Genomic DNA, 15330 nt, shown 5'->3' with positions numbered 1-15330 from the left:
CGGCGCTACGAGGAGATCCGGGCGCTCGCCGTCCGCCTCACCAAGGACCGCGAACTCGCCGCGCGGCTCGCCTCCTGGCGCAGCGGCTGCCCGGCCGGACGCATCGACGAGCTCGCCGCCGCCGCCCGCAACGCCCGCGCCTTCGCCGACGAGGCCGAGACCGAACTCACCGAGGCACGTACGGTCCGCGCCGAGGCCGACGAGACAGCGACCGAAGCGGCACGCGCGCGTGACGAACGACAGGAGAGCGCCCAGCGCGCGCGGCGCGTCGCCGACGCCCTCGCGGGACTCGCCTTCCGCCTGCGCGAGCGCGCGGGCTGGCAGACCAAGCTGCGTGAACTGGCGGACGACGCCGTCGAGTCGGAGGCCCGCGCCCAGACCTGCCTGGACCGCGCCCGCGCCGCCGACGAGGACCGCCGCGCCGCCCAGCGCGCCGCCGACGACGCCCGCCGCACCGCACGTGCCCTGCGCGCCGAGCGCGCCGAGATCGCGGGCGCCCCCGAGGACGTGCCCGAGGAGCCCGGCGCTCCCAAGACCTCGCTGCCCGCCCTCCGCGAGGCCTACCGCGCCGCGTCCCAGCTCTACGAAAAGGTCGGCGTCGGCGCCGACCTGCGCGCCGAGCAGGCCCGCGCCGAGAGCGACGAGAGCGGTGCCCTCGCCGATCTCGACCGGCTCAGCAACAAGGTCCGCACCCGCGCCGCCCTGCTCCTTGAGGGCACGGACGGCTCCGACGGCCCGTCCCGGCAGGCCGCGTCCGCCCGCGCGGAGGCCCAGGTCCAGCTCATCGAGACCCGCGCGTCCACCGCGAGCGAGCAACTTGGCCGGCTCCGCGGCGAGGCCGAGCGGCTCGCCCCGCAGGACGGCGACGCGCACACCGAACTCCCCGAAGAGCTCGTCCCCGCCGACGCCGAGCAGGCGCAGGCCCTCCTGCGCACCGCGACCGGCGAACTGGCCGCCCACACGGAGGCGTTGAGCCAGGCCAAGGACGCCCACGCCACCCTGGTGCACACCCACCGCGCCGCCGAGGACGCCGCCGGAGGCTTCGACGAGACGGCGGCCTTGCTGCGCGACCTGCTGCGTGAGCAGCACCAGGAGGAGGAAGGGGCGGAGGAGCCCGAGCCCTACCCCGGCTCCCTCGAAGAGGCCCGCCAGGCCGCGTCCGAGGCCCGACGCTCCCTGCGCGGCTGCGCCGCCGACCTCTCCGCCGCCGAGGCCGCCGTCCGCGAGGCCAGCGACATCCTCGTACGGCACGCGAACTCCACCCGCTACGAGCAGGTACGCACCCCCGCCCGCCAGCAGATCCGTGAACTGCCCGCGTCCGCCCTCCCGGAGCACGCCAAGAAGTGGGCCGACGCCTTCGCGCCCCGCCTGCGCGTGCTCACCGACGAGCTGGAGCAGCTCGAGCGCAACCGCGACAGCATCGTGGACCGCCTGCGCGGGCTCGTGGAGTCCTCGCTCGCCACGCTCCGGTCGGCCCAGCGCCTCTCGCAGCTGCCCGAGGGCCTGGGGGAGTGGTCGGGCCAGGAGTTCCTGCGTGTCCGCTTCGACGAGCCCGACCAGGCGACGCTGACCGAGCGCCTCGGCGAGGTCATCGACGAGGCCACACGCGCCGCGGTCAAGAAGAACTCCGACATGCGGCGGGACGGAATGTCCCTGCTGCTGCGCGGAGTTCAGGCCGCCCTAGAGCCGCGCGGCATCGCAGTGGAGATCCTCAAGCCGGACGCCGTCCTGCGCGCCGAGCGGGTCCCGGTCGGTCAGATGGGCGACGTCTTCTCCGGCGGCCAGCTGCTCACCGCGGCCATCGCCCTGTACTGCACGATGGCCGCCCTTCGCAGCAACGACCGGGGCCGCGACAAGCACCGGCACGCCGGTACGCTCTTCCTCGACAACCCCATCGGCCGCGCCAACGCCACGTATCTCCTGGAGCTCCAGCGAGCCGTGTCGGACGCGCTCGGCGTGCAGCTGCTGTACACCACCGGCCTGTTCGACACGACAGCGCTCGCGGAGTTCCCGCTGGTCATCCGGTTGCGCAATGACGCGGACCTGCGGGCAGGCCTGAAGTACATCAGCGTCGAGGAGCACCTGCGCCCTGGCCTGCCGCAGCAGGACCCGGGTGAGCAGACGGTGCACGGGGAGATCACGGCGACCCGCATGTACAAGCGCCCCGCCCCCACCCCCTAGGCAAGCAGCCCGGCCAGCCACTCATGGAACACACCGATGTGATGCTCGGTCGGCACAAGCACCCCGCCCCCGCGATAGGCGCGTGAGGCCATCGCGGGCTGGGTGCGCTCGCAGGCCTCGAAGTCCTGCTCGTTGACCCGGTGGAAGAGCTCCACGGACTTGGCGAGGTCGACGCCGGACGCGACGATCTCGGGTGCGTACAGCCAGTCGCACTCGACGACCGTGCGGTCCTCGGCCAGCGGGAACATCCGGTGCAGGATCACGTGGTCAGGGACGAGGTTGATGAAGACGGTCGGCTTGATCGTGATCGCGTAATAGCGGCGGTCCTGGTCCTCGGCGACCTCCGGGAGGCGCTCGAAGCCGGCGCTGCCGTCGACGGTGAACCCGCTGACCTCCTCGCCGAACGAGGCGCCGTGCCCGACGTAGTACTGGGCGGCGAAGCCGTCGGCGAACTCCGGAAGCACATCGGTCAGTTCGGGGTGGATGGTCGCGCAGTGATAGCACTCCATGAAGTTCTCGACGATCAGTTTCCAGTTGGCGCGCACGTCGTAGGTGACGCGCTTGCCCAGGGCGAGCCCTTCGGTTCTGTAGCGCTCGATGGACGCCGCGTCGCCCAGGCGCTCCACGGCCGCGCCGATGACGGTCTCCTCGAAGTCGGGCGGTTCGTCGGCCAGGCAGACCCAGGCGTAGCCGAGCCACTCCCGCAGCGCGACCTTGACCAGGCCGTACGCGGTGCGGTCGACGTCCGGCATCTTCACCAGGTTCGGCGCGGCGATCAGCTTGCCGTCCAGGTCGTACGTCCATGCGTGGTACGGGCATTGGAGTGCGCGGCGCACCTCCCCCGATTCCTGTGTGCACAGGCGGGCGCCGCGGTGCCGGCAGATGTTGAGGAACGCGCGCAGCTCCCCGGAGCGGGAACGGGTGACGAGTACGCTCTCGCGGCCGACCTGGACGGTGCGGAAGGCGCCGGGTTTGTCGAGGTCGGCGGCGCGCACCGCGCAGAACCAGAGCGATTCGAAGACGCGTTCCTGCTCCTGCCGGAAGATCTCCGGGTCGGTGTAGAAGTGGCCCGGCAGCGTGGTCATCAGGCTGGCGGCGGACGGGGCCTCGGGGGTCGTCGTCACGGTGGCGTGCTCCTCCGTACTCCTCAAGCGGGTCAAGCGGGTCAAGCGGGTCAAGCGGGTCAAGCGGGTCAAGCGGGTCAAGCGGTCAAGCGGGTCAAGCGGGCGCGGCGGCAAGGCGGCTGGGGTCGAAGAGTTCGATGGGGTGCTCGGTGGTGCCGTCAAGGGCCAGATCGGCGACGATCTCGCCGACGACCGGCACGAACTTGAAGCCGTGCCCGGAGAATCCGGCCGCGACGGTGACCGACTCCGGGTGGGCCGGGTGACGGGTGATGACGAAGTGCTCGTCGGGCGTGTTGGAGTACATGCAGGTCGCGGCCTTGAGGAACTGCCCAGGCAGGGACGGGATGCGGCCCGCCATGTGCTCCGCCATCGCCGCGACCTCGTGCTCGTGGACCGTGCGCTCGATGGTCTCCGGAGTGCACGCGGTGCCCTTGCGGAAGAAGGCGACCTTCGCGCCGAGATCCGGGCCGTCGATGGCCGGGAAGCCGTAGACCTGCACGTCGTCCGCGTCCTCCCAGATGTAGATCGGGTGGTTCTGAGGCAGGAAGGGCCGCACGCCGCCGGTCGGCTGGAACCAGTACATGACCTGCCGCTCGATGGTGAACGGCACCCCGACGTCGGTCAGCAGCTGTGGAGCCCAGGCGCCGGGACAGATCACCAACTGCCCTGCGGTGTAGGTGTCTTCGGCCGTGTGCACGCGGACGCCGTCCCGGCACGGCTCCCAGCGCGTCATCGGCTCCTCGAAGTGCAGGTCGGCGCCCTGCCGCGTGGCGAGCTGCAGATGCGCGGCGACGGTGTTCTCGGGGCGCACGAGCCCGGCCCGCGCCTCGTACAGCGCGACCTCGTCGTCCCTGGGGCTGAGCGTCGGGAAGCGCCGGCGTATCTCGGGGGCGTCGAGCATCTCGTGGGGGAGGTCCCACTGCTGTGCGGAGAGCAGCGAACCGGAGACGGCGCGGCTCTCGGGGCGGCCGATCATCACGCCGCCGCACAGGGTGGCGATCTCGCGGCCGGTGTCGCGTTCCAGGCGTGAGTACAGTTCGTACGAGCGCAGCAGGAGCGGGACGTACGCCGGGTCCTCGAAGTAGGACTGCCGGGTGATGCGCGAACCCCCGTGGCTCGAGCCGCGGTTGTGGACGGGGCCGAACTTCTCCAGGCCGAGGACACGGGCACCGCGCGCGGACAGGTGGTGGGCGGCGGCGCTGCCCATGCCGCCGAGGCCGATCACGATCACGTCATAGGTGGGGGACACAGAGCTTCCTCCATAACTGCAGCCGATCACTGCTGCCGCTGGGCCTCTAGCGGCGGATGCGGGTCATCTTCGGGTCGAACAGCGGCTCTTCGGCGACCGTCGCGGGGACCTTCTCGCCGAAGTACTCGATGTGCACGCTTGCGCCCGTCTCCAGCGGCGGAAGCCAGGCGTAGGCGACACAGCGGCCCAGCGTGTATCCGTACGAGGCGCTGGTGACGTAGCCGGCGGGCACCCCGCCGACGTAGACGGGCTCCTTGCCGAGGACGACGGCGGCCGGATCATCGAGCAGCAGAGCGGTGAGTTTCCGTTCGGGGGAGCCGAGTTGTTCGAGCGCCGTGCGGCCCACGAAGTCGCCCCGGTCCATGCGGACGGCGAAGCCGACACCCGCCTCGTAGGGGTTGTGTTCGGCTGTCATGTCGTGGCCCCACGCGCGGTAGCCCTTTTCCAGGCGCAGGCTGTTGAACGCGGACCGCCCGGCCGCGATCACGCCGTGCCGCTGCCCCGCCTCCCAGAGCGTGTCCCAGAGCCGGAGCCCGGTGTCGGCGCTCGTGTAGAGCTCCCAGCCCAGCTCACCGACGTACGACAGACGCATCGCCGTCACCGGGACATGCCCGATGTACGTCTCCTTGGCCCTGAAGTAGCCGAACGCCTCGTGCGAGAAGTCGTCGCGGGTGAGCGGCTGGACGAGGTCGCGGGCGAGCGGGCCCCAGACGCCGATGCAGCAGGTCCCCGATGTGATGTCCCGCAGGTGTACGTCGTCGGGGGCGTGGCGCAGGAGCCAGTCCAGATCGGCCGGACTGTTGGCACCGACCTGGAAGCGGTCCGGGGCGAGCCGGGCCACCGTGAGGTCCGAGCGGATGCCGCCCGACTCGTCCAGGAGGAGGGTGTACGTCACCGCACCGGGCTTCTTGGCCAGGTTGTTGGAGGTCATGCGCTGCAGGAACGCGAGCGCGCCGGGTCCCGACACCTCCAGGCGGCGCAGGGGAGTCATGTCGTACAGGGCGACCTTCTCGCGCGTGACCCGCGCCTCGGCCGCCGCGATCGGCGACCAGTGCCGGGCCGACCATGCGTCGCGTTCGGGGACTTCGACGCCTGGCTCGACGCCCGCGAGGAGCGGGGCGTTCGCCTCGTACCAGTGCGGACGCTCCCAGCCGCCGCCCTCCAGGAAGACGGCGCCCAGCTCCTGCTGCCGGGCGTAGAAGGGGCTGACCCGCAGCGGCCGGGGCTGTTCCATGGGCTGCAACGGGTGGAGGACGTCGTAGACCTCGACGAACTGCTGTGCGCCGCGGTCGGCGACGTACGAAGGGGAGCGCTGGGCGTCATCGAAGCGGGTGAGGTCGCAGTCGTGCACGTCGACGGAGGGCCGCCCGTCGATCATCCACTCGGCGACCGCCTTGGCCACGCCCGCGGAGTGCGTCACCCACACCGCCTCGGCAAGCCAGAACCCGCGCAGCGCACGGTACTCGCCGATGACCGGCATCCCGTCGGGGGTGAAGGAGAAGACGCCGTTGAAGCCTTCCGCGACGTCGGTGTCGCGCAGGGCGGGCAGCAGCCAGCCGCAGTCCTTCCAACTCGGCGCGAAATCCTCCTCGGTGAAGGGATACGAGGACGGCATCTGTGGTGCGTCGTCGTAAGCCGGGACGGTGAACGCGTCTATGGGCAACGGTCGGTGGGCGTACGAACCGATGCCGATGCGGTCGGTGTGTTCACGGAAGTACAGATCGCGGTCCTGGAAGCGGAGGATCGGCTTCGAAGCTTCTGTGCGCGGGTCGTTGACGCCCGCGAGCTCGGGGAGCGGTGCGGTCTTCGCGTACTGATGGGCGAGCGGGAGGAGAGGGATGTCGACACCGGCCATGCGTCCGATCACCGGGCCCCAGAAACCCGCCGCCGACACGACGTGGTCGGCGGGGAACGTGCCCCGGTCGGTGACGACGGCGGTGACGCGACCGTCCTCCTGGTCTATGCCGGTGACGGTGTGCCGGTCGAGGAAACGTGCGCCACGCGCGCGTGCCGTCTCGATCTGCGCCCGGCAGGCGAGCACGGCGCGGGCGAGCCCGTCGTCGGGAGTGTGCAGGCCGCCGAGAACCTTGCTCTCGTCGATGAGCGGCCACATCTCCTTGCACCGGGCGGGCCCTACGAGCTCCGCGCGGATGCCCCAGGAAGCGGCGTACCCGGCCTTGCGGTGCAGGTCGGACCAGCGCTCGGGCGTGGTGGCGAGTTCGAGGCCGCCGACCGGGTTGAAGCAGGAAAGGCCGTCCACTTCCAGGGCCCCGAACTTCTCCACCGTGTACGTCGCGAAGGCGGTCAGGGTCTTGGACGGTCCTGTCTGGAAGACCAGGCCGGGGGCGTGTGACGTGGAGCCGCCGGGGGCCGGGAGCGGCCCCTGTTCGAGGACCGTGACGTCGGTCCAGCCACGGGCGGTCAGTTCATCGGCGAGCGAGCAGCCGACGATGCCGGCGCCGATGACCATCACACGGGGTATCGGGGAACGGTCGCTCACAGGACCACCACCGAACGCAGGACCTCGCCCCGGTGCATCCTGCCGAACGCCTCCTCGACCTGGTCGAGGGCGATGGTCTCGGAGACGAACCCACCGAGGTCGAGTCGGCGGCTGAGGTACTGGTCGATGAGGATCGGGAAGTCCCGGGTCGGCAGACAGTCCCCGTACCAGGAGGACTTGAGGGCGCCGCCGCGCGAGAACAGGTCGATCAGGGGCAGGTCGATCTTCATCTCCGGGTCGGGCACACCGACCTGGACGAGCACACCGGCGTGATCGCGCATGTAGAAGGCCTGCTTGTACGTCGACGGGGTGCCGACCGCATCGATCGCGACGTCGACCCCGAAACCGCCGGTGAGTTCACGGACCGCCTCGACGGGGTCCGTGCCACGGGAGTTGACGGTGTGCGTGGCGCCGAACCGGGTCGCCCCGTCGAGCTTGGACTCGTCGATGTCGACGGCGATGACACGGCGTGCGCCCGCGAGGGAGGCCCCGGCGATCGCGGCGTTGCCGACCCCGCCGCAGCCGATGACGGCCACGGTGTCGCCGCGGCCCACCCGGCCGGTGTTCACGGCGGCCCCGTATCCGGCCATCACCCCGCAGCCGATCAGTCCGGCGGCCTCGGGGCGGGCCGCCGGGTCGACCTTCACGGCCTGCCCGGCGGCGACCAGGGTCTTCTCTGCGAAGGCGCCGATGCCGAGGGCGGGGCTCAAGGGAGTGCCGTCCAGGAGGGTCATGGGCCGGGCGGCGTTGCGTGAGTCGAAGCAGTACCAGGGGCGGCCGCGCAGACAGGAGCGGCAGGCTCCGCAGGGCGCGCGCCAGGCGAGCACCACATAGTCGCCGGGGGACAGATCGGCGACATCGGCGCCGACCGCCTCGACGGTACCGGCGGCCTCATGGCCGAGCAGGAACGGGAACGCGTCGTTGATCGCGCCTTCCCGGTAGTGCAGATCCGTGTGGCAGACCCCGCAGGCCTGCACGGAGACAAGTACCTCTCCCGGTCCGGGATCTGGCACGACGATTGTCTGCACCTCGACGGGTGCGCCCCTTTTCATGGCGACGACGGCACGGACCTCGTGTGGCACGGCCAGACTCCTCTGCTGTTGCGCACTGCACGACGGGTTGCGCTATGAGAGACATAGTGGGAACGCCATCAAGAGGCCGTCAAGGGGTGGGAGTTAACCCTTGGCAAATCCGCTGGGCACGGCGAAACGCGATCGACACGCGACGAGGGCAGACGCCGAATCACGGCGCGGCGGACGCGGAATCACGGCGCGGCGGACGCGGAAACGCAACGAGGGCGGAGCCAGGAATCCCTGGCTCCGCCCTCGTGTCCGGTGTCTAGCGGCGATCCGTCAGAAGCCGTAGCCCATCCGGCGCGACAGCTCCACGGCCGCGGCGACGGTGCGCTTGGCGAGCTCGGTGCGGCGGTCCTCGGTCAGGCGGTACACGGGCCCCGACGCGCTGAGCGCCCCGATCACCTTGCCGTCGTGCGCGCGCACCGGTGCGGCGACCGCGGCCAGGCCCACTTCGAGCTCCTCCACGGCGATGGCGAAACCCTGGTCGACGACGGCCTCGAGCTCGCCGCGCAGCGCCACCGTCCCGGTCACCGTGTGCTCGGTCAGGCGTGCCAGCGTCCGGGCGATCAGGCCTTCGCGCAGCGTGGTCGGCAGGTGTGCCAGGAGGATCTTGCCGCTTGAGGTGGCGTGCAGCGGGGTGCGCCTGCCCAGCCAGTTCTGCGCGGTCACGGACGCGGGGCCGCGGGCCTGCATGATGTTGACCGCGGCATCGTCGTCCAGGATCGCGATGTTGACGGTCTCGCCCAGCTCGTCGGCGAGGTCGCGGCAGACAGGGCCGCCCTCCTGGGAGATGTCGAGACGCACTGCCGCCGCCCCGGCGAGGCGCAGTACGCCGGCCCCCAGGAAGTACTTGCCGCGGTCCTTGGCCTGGCCCACGAGGCCCCGGTTCTCGAGCACGCCGAGCAGCCGGAAGGCCGTCGACTTGTGCACCCCCAACTCGTCGGCGATCTCGGTGACTCCGGCTTCGCCGAGCCGCGCGAGTATCTCCAGGACGGTGACCGCGCGGTCCACGGACTGGACGGATCCCGGTGCCGCTTTCGGCTGCTTCTCGCGGGACTCCTCAGGCTCGTTCTCGCGCGGCTCCTCGATCTGATCAGGCTGTTTCCGCGTGCCGGTCATGTCTTAACTCTCACCACCTCGCGGCCCGTTGAAGCCGCATCTGCGGGAAGCCCTTGACGCGATGGGCGTCCCGACCGGATTCTGTTGCGTATAGCGCTCCCTCGTGCGCCATACGAAACATCATGTTACCGAAGGGTCCTGGACCGAGAAGGTGTCAGGACCGGGCCGAGAGAGATCAAGAGGGGGGCCCATGATTCCCGTCTGCCGCCTTGAAGACCTCCCCGCGGGCGAATCCGTCCGTGTCGACACCACACCGCCCGTCGCGGTGTTCAACGCCGACGGCGAGATCTACGCCATCGACGACACCTGCAGTCACCAGGACGCCTCTCTCTCCGAGGGCTGGGTCGAGGGCTGTCTGGTCGAATGCCCGCTCCATGCCGCCTCATTCGATCTCCGTACCGGGCTGCCGACCTGTCTTCCCGCCCGCCGCGCCGTGCGTACCCACCGGGTGAGCGTCGACGACGGCACGATCCACGTCCACCTGGTGGCCGAGGAAGGTTCCGCCGCATGAGGACCATCACCGTGGTGGGCGCCTCGCTCGCCGGGCTCTACGCGGCGCGCGAGCTGCGCGCCCAGGGCTACGACGGGCGGCTCGTGATCATCGGGGACGAGCCGCACCCACCGTACGACAGGCCGCCGCTGTCCAAGGACTTCCTCACCGGCAAGGCCGATGAGACCCAACTCGCCCTCTCCGATGCCGAGGAGAGCGACGAACTCGCCGCCGAGTGGCTGCTCGGGGTGCGCGCCCGGGGCCTGGACCCGCGCGGGCGCACCGTGCTCCTCGAAGGCGGCAGGACCATCGCGAGCGACGGGGTGGTCATCGCGACCGGAGCGTCCGCGCGCCGTCTGCCGGGGCCCAATCTGTCAGGGGTGCACACCCTGCGCACCCTGGACGATGCCCGTGCCCTGCGCGCGGAGTTGACCGGAGGGCCGCGGCGGGTCGTGGTGATCGGCGGTGGATTCATCGGCGCCGAGACCGCGTCATCGTGCGCGTCGCTCGGGCACGACGTGACGGTGGTCGAGGCCGCCCCGCTGCCGCTGCTCCCGCAACTGGGCGCGGACATGGCAGCGGTGTGCGCGGGGCTGCACGCGCGCGGGGGAGCGGAGCTCGTGACGGGCACCGGTGTCGCCGCGCTGCGCGGCGACACGGCCGTGCGCGGGGTGGAGCTGGCCGACGGCCGTGTGCTCCCCGCCGATGTGGTCGTCGTCGGCATCGGGGCCACCCCCAACACCGGGTGGCTCGCGGGCTCGACCCTCGCCGTGGACGACGGAGTGCTCTGCGACGACGGCTGTGTCACCGCGCTGCCGCACGTGGTCGCCGTGGGCGATGTCGCCCGCGTGGGCGGCGCGCGAGCCGAGCACTGGACGAGCGCCACGGAGCAACCCCGCGTCGCCGTGGCCAACTTGCTGGCAGGTCACACCGCCGAGACGGTGCGGCCGCTGCCGTACTTCTGGTCCGACCAGTACGGCTCCCGCATCCAGTTCGCGGGGCGTCGGCGCGCCGATGACACCGTGCGCCTCATCGAAGGCTCAACGGAGGAGGGGAGCTTCCTCGCCGCGTACGAGCGTGATGGGCACACCACGGCGGTCCTCGCGGTGGACCGGGCACGCCCGTTCATGCGCATGCGGCGCGCTCTGCTGACATCGGTGCCCGTGGCGGCCTGACCGGCTGGAGTGCTCCTCGGAGTACTCCTTGCAGTGCGCGTAGGGCGCGGGGCGCACTTAGGGGTGCGACAGCTGCCCCGTCCCGCCGCGCCGCCGTATGCGTTCTTCGCTCCGCGCCGCCGTCCGGGCCTGCCGACGGGCCCGGCGCCGCTCGCGCCGCAGCTGACGCGCCGTGCTGCTCGGCACCGAGACCACGCCGTGCCGTTGGTTCCACACCTGGCGGGTCACCCACACGTCGAGGACGCCCCACGTGGCGACCACGGTGCTTGCCACGCTGCTGAGCACCATCGGGAAGGACAGCCAGGATCCGGCCAGCGCGCACAGGAACGCCGTCATCGCCTGTATCAAGGTCAACGCCACGATGATCACGGCTCGCACCGCGGCCGTACGCACCGGATCGGGCAGGCGCCGTCTGCGTGCCGGCTCCTCTACCCACAACTCCCTGCGGTCTTCGTCGGACCCGGGCCGAGGCCCGGATACCTCGTGCTCTTTCGCGGTCGTCCTTTGACGTTCTGCCGTGGCCATCAAATCGTCACTCCCCCGATGCCCCTCGGGCCGTTCGATGAGATGTCGGCGGACCCGACTCCCCAGTGGCTGCCCGGTATACGCAGCTTTACGCCACCTGGTGACGGCATGCGGTCCTCTGGTGCCCGCAGTCCCCAACTCCCGTACTGAAAGACGAGCGAGAGGCCCGGAAGATTCCCGCACCGTTCGGAAAAGCGAAGAGATCAGGCCAACTGGGAAGATCGACAAGATGGACTGTGTCGTGTGGCATGTGCCACACGCGGGTTGCAATCTCCCGAATTGAAGGGACAACTGGGGACGTCGATTTTGCGTCACGGCTGAAATCCATCCGGATGCGCCTTCGAGTTGCTCCTGGGTCAGTAGTAGGCTCACGCCGTTTGTTGACGCACATGTGTGCCCCTGGCCAAAGCGCGGCCACAGGGGGCCGATCTGGGGGAGGCCATGCGCTTTCGCGGGAAGTCCATCCGCCGGAAGATCGTGGCATTGCTGCTCGTGCCGCTCATCTCCCTGACCGCGATGTGGGGTTTCGCCACTTATCTCACCGGCCAGTCGGCCAAGGACCTCATCGACGTCTCCGACGTCGTCGACAAGATCGGCTACCCGATCGAGGACACGGCCAGGGTCGTCCAGCAGGAACGCCGCCAGACCCTCGTCTATCTCGCCGATCCCCGCGCCTCCGACGCGCTCGCCGCACTGCGCCGCAGCCGCACGGCCACCGACGACATGGTCGCCAAGGTCGTGGAGAACGCGGAGCACCCGGACGTGCGGGACGAGATCAGCGGAGAGTCGGCGGACCGGCTCGCCTCGCTCCTCGACTCCTTCGAGGGCATCGAGTCGCTGCGCCGCACGGTCGAGGAAGGCACCATCACCCGCGCCGGCGCGCTGAAGATGTATACGAAGCTGATCGACCCCTGCTACGGCTTCCTGACGACCCTCCACGGTGTCGACGACGTCAAGTTGGACCAGCAGGGCCGGGCGCTCGTCGGGGTCAACCGCGCGCGTGAACTGCTCTCCCGCGAGGACGCACTGCTCGGCTCCGCACTGGTCGCGCGCCGGCTCACCAAGACCGAGATCCGGGAGATCTCCGATCTCAGGGCCCAGCGCACGCTCCTGTACGAGGTCAACCTTGCGCAGCTGCCTGAGGACGAGCGCGCCCGATACGAGCGCTACTGGAACGGCGCCGAGACGACGGAGCTGAGGGCCGCCGAGAAGGCCGTCGTCGAATCCTCGCCCGGCGCCCCGCGCTCCGTCACGTCGGCGCGCTGGGACGCCGCGTCGGGCAAGGCGCTCAAGGATCTCGCCGAGCGCGACAAGGCGGCGGGCGACCGCTTCCAGGACCGCGTCGAACCGGTGGCCGTCGGCGTGATCGTGCGCGTCGTCGTGGCGGGCGTGTTCGGCCTGCTCGCCCTGCTGTTCTCGGTCTTCATGTCCGTACGCATCGGCAGCAGCCTCATCCGTGACCTGCGCCGCATGCGCCTTGAGGCCCATGAGGCGTCCGGCGTCCGGCTGCCCGGCGTGCTGCGCCGCCTGGCGGCGGGCGAGCACGTCGACGTGGAGACCGAAGCGCCGCGTCTGTCGTACGAGAAGGACGAGATCGGTCAGGTCGGCCAGGCGCTCAACACCCTGCAGCGCGCCGCGGTCGAGGCCGCCGTCAAACAGGCCGACCTGCGCCGCGGCGTCTCCGAGGTCTTCGTCAACCTCGCCCGCCGCAGCCAGGTGCTCCTGCACAAGCAGCTCACCCTGCTCGACACGATGGAGCGCAGGACCGAGGACACCGACGAACTCGCCGACCTCTTCCGCCTCGACCACCTCACCACGCGCATGCGGCGGCACGCAGAGGGCCTCGTGATCCTCTCCGGCGCCGCCCCGTCCCGGCAGTGGCGCAAGCCCGTCCAGCTCATGGACGTCGTCCGAGCGGCCGTCGCCGAGGTCGAGGACTACGAGCGCATCGAGGTGCGCCGTCTGCCGCGCATCGCCGTCACCGGGCCCGCGGTCGCCGACCTCACCCACCTGATGGCCGAACTCCTGGAGAACGCCACGGTGTTCTCGCCGCCGCACACCGCGGTGCAGGTACTCGGAGAGCAGGTCGCCAACGGCTTCACCCTGGAGATCCACGACAGGGGACTCGGCATGGCCGCCGACGCGCTTCTGGACGCCAACCTCCGCCTCGCGGAGACACCGGAGTTCGAACTCTCCGACACCGACCGACTCGGCCTCTTCGTGGTGAGCCGCCTCGCCCAGCGGCAGCGCGTACGCGTCTCCCTGCAGCCCTCTCCGTACGGCGGGACCACCGCCGTCGTGTTCATCCCGGAGACGCTGCTCACGGACGACGCACCGGACACGAACGGCATCGGGTTCCGCCTCGACAGGCCGCAGCCCAAGCAGGCCGTGGGCCGCGACGCCTCGGGCGACAAGCAGGCCGCGCTCGGCCAGGTGCCCGTGCAGCTGCCAGGTCTTCCCGCGTCCCTCCTCGACGGTCCCGTCGAGCTGGAGGCGCCGGTCGGCATGGCGGACCTCGACCCCTTCCCGGGCGCTCTCGGCGACCTCGGCGACGACGACAGTGAGCGGGGTGGCCTCTTCCGCCCGCGCCGCCGCATGACCGGGGTTCCGGCGGACGAGCAGCACCAACAGGCCCGCGACGAGCGGGAGACGGGCGAGCGCGGGCCCACCCACCCCGATGACCTGCCCTCGCGCGGCAGCGGCAGCGGTGATGGCAGCGGTGATGGCAGCGGCGGAGGCAACGTCTTCGGCGGCTCCGGTGAGGACGCGGACCCTGCAGACCCCGTTCAGCTGCCCCGCCGCAGGACCCCGAAGCTGGTCTCCTCGCACGGCCGCCCCGTGACGCACAACAGGCCCAGGGGCGCCGCGCAGGACGAGGACACGGCTCCTGAGCGTCCCGAGCGCCCTGAGCGCTCGCAGGCCCCTGTGGGGCGCCCCCAGGGCGGCGCCGTGGACCGCGACCGCGGCAACCGCACCGCGGCAGAGCCCATCGATCTGCCGCGCCGCCCCGAGGCACAGTCCGCCTGGCCCGACCTCTCCCCGCCGCACCGCGACGTCACCGCGGCCGACGCCCCGCCGGACCTCCCGCGGCGCAGCCGCCTGACGGAGTCCGGACGCCCGGAAACTGCGGGTCGTACGGAAACTGGGGGTCGTACGGAAGCTGCGGGTCGCCCGGAAACTGCGGGCAAGGAGCCCACCACCGCCCCCGGCGGACTGCCCCGGCGCGTGCGCCAGGCCAACCTCGCCCCACAATTGAAGGATGGGCCGGAACAACGTACGGAGCGCGACCCGGCCACGACCAGGCCGGAAGAACGCGACGCCGACGAGGTACGCAGCCGCATGGCTTCGCTCCAGCGTGGCTGGCAGCGTGGTCGTGAAGAGAACGCCGCGGGCGAAGACGCCTCCGACGGCACAGCACCAGGAACCACATCTGAGGGGGACGGTCGATGACCGCACCGAAGGCCGACGCACGTACCGCCACACCGGGGGGATCGGGAGAGCTCAACTGGCTCCTCGACGAACTGGTGGAGCGGGTCGCCAGCATCCGCAAGGCGCTCGTGCTCTCCGGCGACGGCCTGCCCACCGGCCTGTCCAAGGATCTGACCAGGGAGGACAGCGAGCATCTCGCGGCTGTCGCCTCCGGCTTCCACAGTCTCGCCAAGGGCGTCGGACGTCACTTCGAGGCCGGCCGGGTCCGCCAGACCGTGGTCGAGCTCGACGATGCCTTCCTGTTCGTCACGGCCGCGGGTGACGGCAGCGCTCTCGCCGTCCTCTCGGACGCGGACTCCGACGTAGGTCTGGTCGCCTACGAAATGACGCTGCTGGTCAAGAGGGTGGGTGTGCATCTGGGTACGGCGCCGCGCACCGACCTGACCGCGGGAGGGTAGCGGG

The 15330-nt window shown here is 71.0% G+C and carries 10 protein-coding genes and 1 pseudogene; 5 read left to right on the top strand and 6 right to left on the bottom strand.

What is annotated here, in order from left to right; genetic code table 11:
• Nucleotides 1-2181, top strand: a pseudogene (locus ACFQ7F_RS30690) (hypothetical protein); the annotation flags it as partial.
• Here ACFQ7F_RS30690 and ACFQ7F_RS30685 read toward each other — a convergent pair.
• From ACFQ7F_RS30685 to ACFQ7F_RS30665, 5 genes are all read right to left on the bottom strand, one after another.
• Nucleotides 2178-3305, bottom strand: coding sequence for an aromatic ring-hydroxylating dioxygenase subunit alpha (locus tag ACFQ7F_RS30685; RefSeq protein ID WP_383277203.1), 1128 nt, complete (start codon nucleotides 3303-3305; stop codon nucleotides 2178-2180). The pseudogene ACFQ7F_RS30690 and the gene ACFQ7F_RS30685 sit on opposite strands and share 4 nt — an antisense overlap.
• A 94-nt stretch (nucleotides 3306-3399) precedes the next feature.
• Entirely contained in the window at nucleotides 3400-4554 is a 1155-nt protein-coding gene (gene solA, locus ACFQ7F_RS30680) for an N-methyl-L-tryptophan oxidase (RefSeq protein WP_383277200.1), read from the bottom strand.
• A gap of 46 nt (nucleotides 4555-4600) precedes the next feature.
• Entirely contained in the window at nucleotides 4601-7024 is a 2424-nt protein-coding gene (locus ACFQ7F_RS30675) for an FAD-dependent oxidoreductase (protein ID WP_383277212.1), read from the bottom strand.
• Nucleotides 7025-7050: 26 nt separating this feature from the next.
• Nucleotides 7051-8136 (bottom strand): S-(hydroxymethyl)mycothiol dehydrogenase, encoded by a 1086-nt coding sequence (locus ACFQ7F_RS30670; protein ID WP_383277197.1) that lies wholly within the window; start codon nucleotides 8134-8136, stop codon nucleotides 7051-7053.
• A gap of 270 nt (nucleotides 8137-8406) precedes the next feature.
• The gene (locus ACFQ7F_RS30665; protein WP_383277194.1) at nucleotides 8407-9249 is read right to left on the bottom strand and encodes an IclR family transcriptional regulator; all 843 of its coding nucleotides are present in this window, start codon (nucleotides 9247-9249) and stop codon (nucleotides 8407-8409) included.
• 190 nt (nucleotides 9250-9439) lie between these two features.
• Here ACFQ7F_RS30665 and ACFQ7F_RS30660 point away from each other — a divergent pair, with 190 nt between their 5' ends.
• Nucleotides 9440-9760, top strand: coding sequence for a bifunctional 3-phenylpropionate/cinnamic acid dioxygenase ferredoxin subunit (locus ACFQ7F_RS30660; protein WP_383277191.1), 321 nt, complete (start codon nucleotides 9440-9442; stop codon nucleotides 9758-9760).
• The gene (locus tag ACFQ7F_RS30655; protein WP_383277188.1) at nucleotides 9757-10914 is read left to right on the top strand and encodes an NAD(P)/FAD-dependent oxidoreductase; all 1158 of its coding nucleotides are present in this window, start codon (nucleotides 9757-9759) and stop codon (nucleotides 10912-10914) included. Before ACFQ7F_RS30660 ends, ACFQ7F_RS30655 begins: the two co-directional genes overlap by 4 nt.
• 57 nt (nucleotides 10915-10971) lie before the next feature.
• Here the strand turns inward: ACFQ7F_RS30655 and ACFQ7F_RS30650 are convergent, their stop codons facing one another.
• Nucleotides 10972-11439 carry a hypothetical protein gene (locus ACFQ7F_RS30650; protein WP_383277185.1) on the bottom strand — a complete coding sequence of 156 codons (468 nt, stop codon included), beginning with the start codon at nucleotides 11437-11439 and terminating at the stop codon, nucleotides 10972-10974.
• Nucleotides 11440-11880: 441 nt separating this feature from the next.
• Here ACFQ7F_RS30650 and ACFQ7F_RS30645 point away from each other — a divergent pair, with 441 nt between their 5' ends.
• Both ACFQ7F_RS30645 and ACFQ7F_RS30640 read left to right on the top strand, forming a co-directional pair.
• Complete coding sequence (locus tag ACFQ7F_RS30645; protein WP_383277181.1) at nucleotides 11881-14889, top strand: nitrate- and nitrite sensing domain-containing protein; 3009 nt, start codon at nucleotides 11881-11883, stop codon at nucleotides 14887-14889.
• Complete coding sequence (locus ACFQ7F_RS30640) at nucleotides 14886-15326, top strand: roadblock/LC7 domain-containing protein (protein WP_383277178.1); 441 nt, start codon at nucleotides 14886-14888, stop codon at nucleotides 15324-15326. Before ACFQ7F_RS30645 ends, ACFQ7F_RS30640 begins: the two co-directional genes overlap by 4 nt.
• Nucleotides 15327-15330 lie beyond the last annotated feature (4 nt).

The sequence above is a fragment of the Streptomyces sp. NPDC056486 genome (assembly GCF_042795295.1).
Lineage (GTDB): Bacteria > Actinomycetota > Actinomycetes > Streptomycetales > Streptomycetaceae > Streptomyces.
The sequence above is the reverse complement of the archived record's forward strand: the minus strand, read 5'-3'. Positions and strand labels throughout refer to the sequence as shown.

What these genes read in the sequence shown, in the direction of transcription:
- ACFQ7F_RS30675 (WP_383277212.1), bottom strand. Translation starts at nt 7,024, where the DNA reads ATGGTCATCGGCGCCGGCATCGTCGGCTGCTCGCTCGCCGATGAACTG.
- ACFQ7F_RS30665 (WP_383277194.1), bottom strand. Translation starts at nt 9,249, where the DNA reads ATGACCGGCACGCGGAAACAGCCTGATCAGATCGAGGAGCCGCGCGAG.
- ACFQ7F_RS30660 (WP_383277191.1), top strand. Translation starts at nt 9,440, where the DNA reads ATGATTCCCGTCTGCCGCCTTGAAGACCTCCCCGCGGGCGAATCCGTC.
- ACFQ7F_RS30655 (WP_383277188.1), top strand. Translation starts at nt 9,757, where the DNA reads ATGAGGACCATCACCGTGGTGGGCGCCTCGCTCGCCGGGCTCTACGCG.
- ACFQ7F_RS30650 (WP_383277185.1), bottom strand. Translation starts at nt 11,439, where the DNA reads ATGGCCACGGCAGAACGTCAAAGGACGACCGCGAAAGAGCACGAGGTA.
- ACFQ7F_RS30645 (WP_383277181.1), top strand. Translation starts at nt 11,881, where the DNA reads ATGCGCTTTCGCGGGAAGTCCATCCGCCGGAAGATCGTGGCATTGCTG.
- ACFQ7F_RS30640 (WP_383277178.1), top strand. Translation starts at nt 14,886, where the DNA reads ATGACCGCACCGAAGGCCGACGCACGTACCGCCACACCGGGGGGATCG.